The sequence below is a fragment of the Paraburkholderia sp. genome, assembly GCF_035501035.1.
Lineage (GTDB): Bacteria > Pseudomonadota > Gammaproteobacteria > Burkholderiales > Burkholderiaceae > Paraburkholderia.
Map to the genome: position 1 here is coordinate 1 of NZ_DATJWR010000347.1, position 3,305 is coordinate 3,305.

At 64.7% G+C, this 3,305-nt stretch carries 2 protein-coding genes; both read left to right on the forward strand.

Translation table 11 applies throughout. The annotated features are described in order from the left end of the window. Positions 1 to 1,278 (forward strand): transglycosylase SLT domain-containing protein (locus tag VMJ11_RS25445; RefSeq protein ID WP_325622954.1); only part of this gene is annotated, 1,278 nt, incomplete at its 5' end. Between the two features lie 592 nt (positions 1,279 to 1,870). Next, positions 1,871 to 3,028, forward strand: a complete 1,158-nt coding sequence (gene carA, locus VMJ11_RS25450) for a glutamine-hydrolyzing carbamoyl-phosphate synthase small subunit (protein ID WP_325622956.1) — start codon at positions 1,871 to 1,873, stop codon at positions 3,026 to 3,028. The last annotated feature ends 277 nt before the right edge of the window (positions 3,029 to 3,305 follow it).

Below are 3,305 nucleotides of genomic sequence, written 5' to 3' on the forward strand. Positions count from 1 at the left end.
GAGCTCGCGCTGCTGCCGTTCATCGAGTCCGCCTATAACCCGCAGGCACTTTCGGTCGCCAAGGCGGCCGGCATGTGGCAGTTCGTGCCGGGCACCGGCCGCACCTACAACCTCAAGCAGAACATGTGGCAGGACGAGCGCCGCGACGTGCTGGCTTCGACGAGCGCCGCGCTCGACTACCTCTCGCGCCTGCACGACATGTTCGGCGACTGGTATCTCGCGCTCGCCGCCTACAACTGGGGCGAGGGCAACGTGCAGCGCGCGATCGCGCGCAATGAGGCGGCGGGCCTGCCCACCGACTATCAAAGTCTGCGCATGCCCAACGAAACGCGCAATTACGTGCCGAAGCTGCAGGCGGTCAAGAACATCGTGATGAACCCGCAGCAGTACGGGCTCACGCTGCCGTCCATTCCGAACCACCCGTATTTCGTCACGGTCACGACCTCGCACGACATCGACGTGGACGTCGCCGCGAAGTTGGCGAACATGACGACCGACGAATTCCGCTCGCTGAACCCGTCGTTCAAGAAGCCCGTGATCCTTGGCGCGACCGACCCGCAGATCCTGCTGCCGTTCGACAACGCCAGCGCCTTCGAGCGCAATCTGAAGGCATACACGGGCCAGCTTTCATCGTGGACCGTGTACACGACCGACGAGCGCACGACGCCGGCCGCGATCGCACAGAAGATCGGCGTGGACGCCGACACGCTGATGTCGGTGAACAAGATCCCGGTAGGTATGCGCCTGAAGGCGGGCTCGACGCTCGTCGTGCCACGCACCGACGACGGTGACGACGAGGACATCAGCGCCGACGTTGCGGAAAGCGCCGTGCTGGCCATGGAGCCCGACGTGCCCGACACGCGCAAGATGCTGATCCGCGTGCGTCGCAAGCAGTCCATGGAAGCGGTGGCGAGCCGCTATGGCGTCTCGGTGGGGCAGCTGAAGGCGTGGAACAAGACGCGCCGCGACCTCGTTGCGCCGGGCCAGGTGCTCGTGCTGCACGTGCCGGTCAACAAGGCAATGCCGGCCGAACCGGGGCCGGAACGTCTGGCGACGAACGTTGCCGGCGGTGGCGTACAGCGAATCGGCACCCGCGTTGCAGACACCGGACCGAAGTCGCGTTACGATAAGAAACACGGTCGTGTGCGCACCGAGGTCGTCAAGGTTTCCGAACCTGTCAAGGCCAAGGCGTTCAGCGCTGCGCCCAGCAAGGCGTCGAAGGGTGCGGCAAGCCGCCCGAAGGCCGAAACCCAAACGCAGAAGCACAAATCCAGATAGCGGCTCGCGAAGGGTGCTCAAACATGTGCTGCGGGGGCAGCGCATGGTATTTCGCTCCGATCACTTTTCCGTTTTGTTCTGCTTGACGCCGTCACCCCGCCAGGTGGCGGCGTTTTTCATTGTGGTGACGGCTTGAGTACATGGCGCGATCATGCCGTCAATGCACAAGCGAAGCTTGCCGCGATCCGCGCGCCGGCTATAGTGGAGAGGGCCGTGCACCGGGGTGCGAGCGCGTTTCCCCTCGCAGGCGTCGTCCTGGAATTTGAAGGAAAGGTGACTTTCGCGATATAATTTCAAGGTTTGAGCTTATCAACCCGCACCCTAGCGCCTACCTCTTCCCATCCGTTCATCCGCCGCCCGCACTTCACCGTCAACTGGCTGGCTGCCGCCCGATCGAGCGTCACAAACGCACCTTCAGGCCCGGCGCCAAGGACAGCCAAAAGACGCACGGAAGTCGCGTATTGTGGAAACCGCGCCGCGCGCGCGTCCTGATCCCGCCGGACAGGATGCCGACGCCGCAGCCGCTTCCAGGTCGCAAGATCGCAACGTCGGATAACAGGTCGGCACAGGGTGTTCCCCCAAGGAGTCTCCCGTGTTGCCGTCTTTCTCTCCCGCTCTGCTCGCGCTCGCCGACGGCACGGTCTTTCGTGGCTACTCGATCGGCGCGCCGGGTCATACGATCGGTGAAGTCGTGTTCAATACGGCCATCACCGGTTACCAGGAAATCCTGACCGACCCGAGCTACGCTCGCCAGATCGTCACCCTGACGTATCCGCATATCGGCAACGTTGGCGTCAATGCCGAAGACGTCGAAGCCACGAAAGTCCATGCCGCCGGTCTGATCATTCGCGACCTGCCCGCGCTCGCCTCGAACTTCCGCATGGAGCGCACGCTCGGCGACTACCTGAAGGACGAAGGCGTCGTGGCGATCGCGGGCATCGACACGCGCAAGCTCACCCGCATTCTGCGCGACAAGGGTGCGCAGAACGGCGCAATCCTCGCCGGCTCGGACGACGAAGCGAAGGCCATCGAACTCGCGCGCTCCTTCCCGGGCCTCGCGGGCATGGACCTCGCGAAGGTCGTCTCGACCGAAAAGACCTACGAGTGGACGACCGCCGAATGGCGTCTGGGCGAAGGCTACCGCCCGCAGGGCGCACCGAAGTACAAGGTCGTGGCGTTCGATTTCGGCGTGAAGCAGAACATCCTGCGCATGCTGGCCGAGCGCGGCTGCCACGTCACGGTGCTGCCGGCACAGGCCACAGCCGAAGACGCAATGGCGCTCAACCCGGACGGCGTGTTCCTCTCGAACGGCCCCGGCGACCCCGAGCCGTGCGACTACGCGATCAAGGCCGCGCAGGAATTCATCGCGCGCGGGATCCCGACCTTCGGCATCTGCCTTGGCCACCAGATCATGGGCCTCGCCGTTGGCGCGAAGACCATGAAGATGAAGACCGGCCATCACGGCGCGAACCATCCGGTGAAGGACCTCGGTGACGGCCGCGTCGTCATCACGTCGCAGAACCACGGCTTCGCGGTGGACGCCGCCACGCTGCCCGCGAACGCGCGCGTGACGCATGTCTCGCTCTTCGACGGCACGCTGCAGGGCTTCGAGCTCACCGACAAGCCCGCGTTCTGCTTCCAGGGCCACCCGGAAGCGTCGCCGGGTCCGCACGACATCGGCTATCTGTTCGACCGCTTCACCGCGCTCATGGACAACGCCAGGGGCGCAAAGCGCAGCGCGGCGGCCTGAGGCGCACGGCGCACACGAACGAGAGAGCAGGGCGCGCAGCGAGCCGTATCGAGAAACGAGAAACGGCCCACGCGCGCGCCCGGATGCGAGCGGCAAGGCGTGCGTGAAATCACGCGCCGCCCGCTGGCAGTACAGACACAGGAATATTTAGCGAGAGCGTTATGCCCAAGCGGACAGACATCAAGAGCATTCTCATCATCGGCGCGGGTCCGATCATCATCGGCCAGGCGTGCGAGTTCGATTATTCGGGCGCGCAGGCATGCAAGGCGCTGCGTGA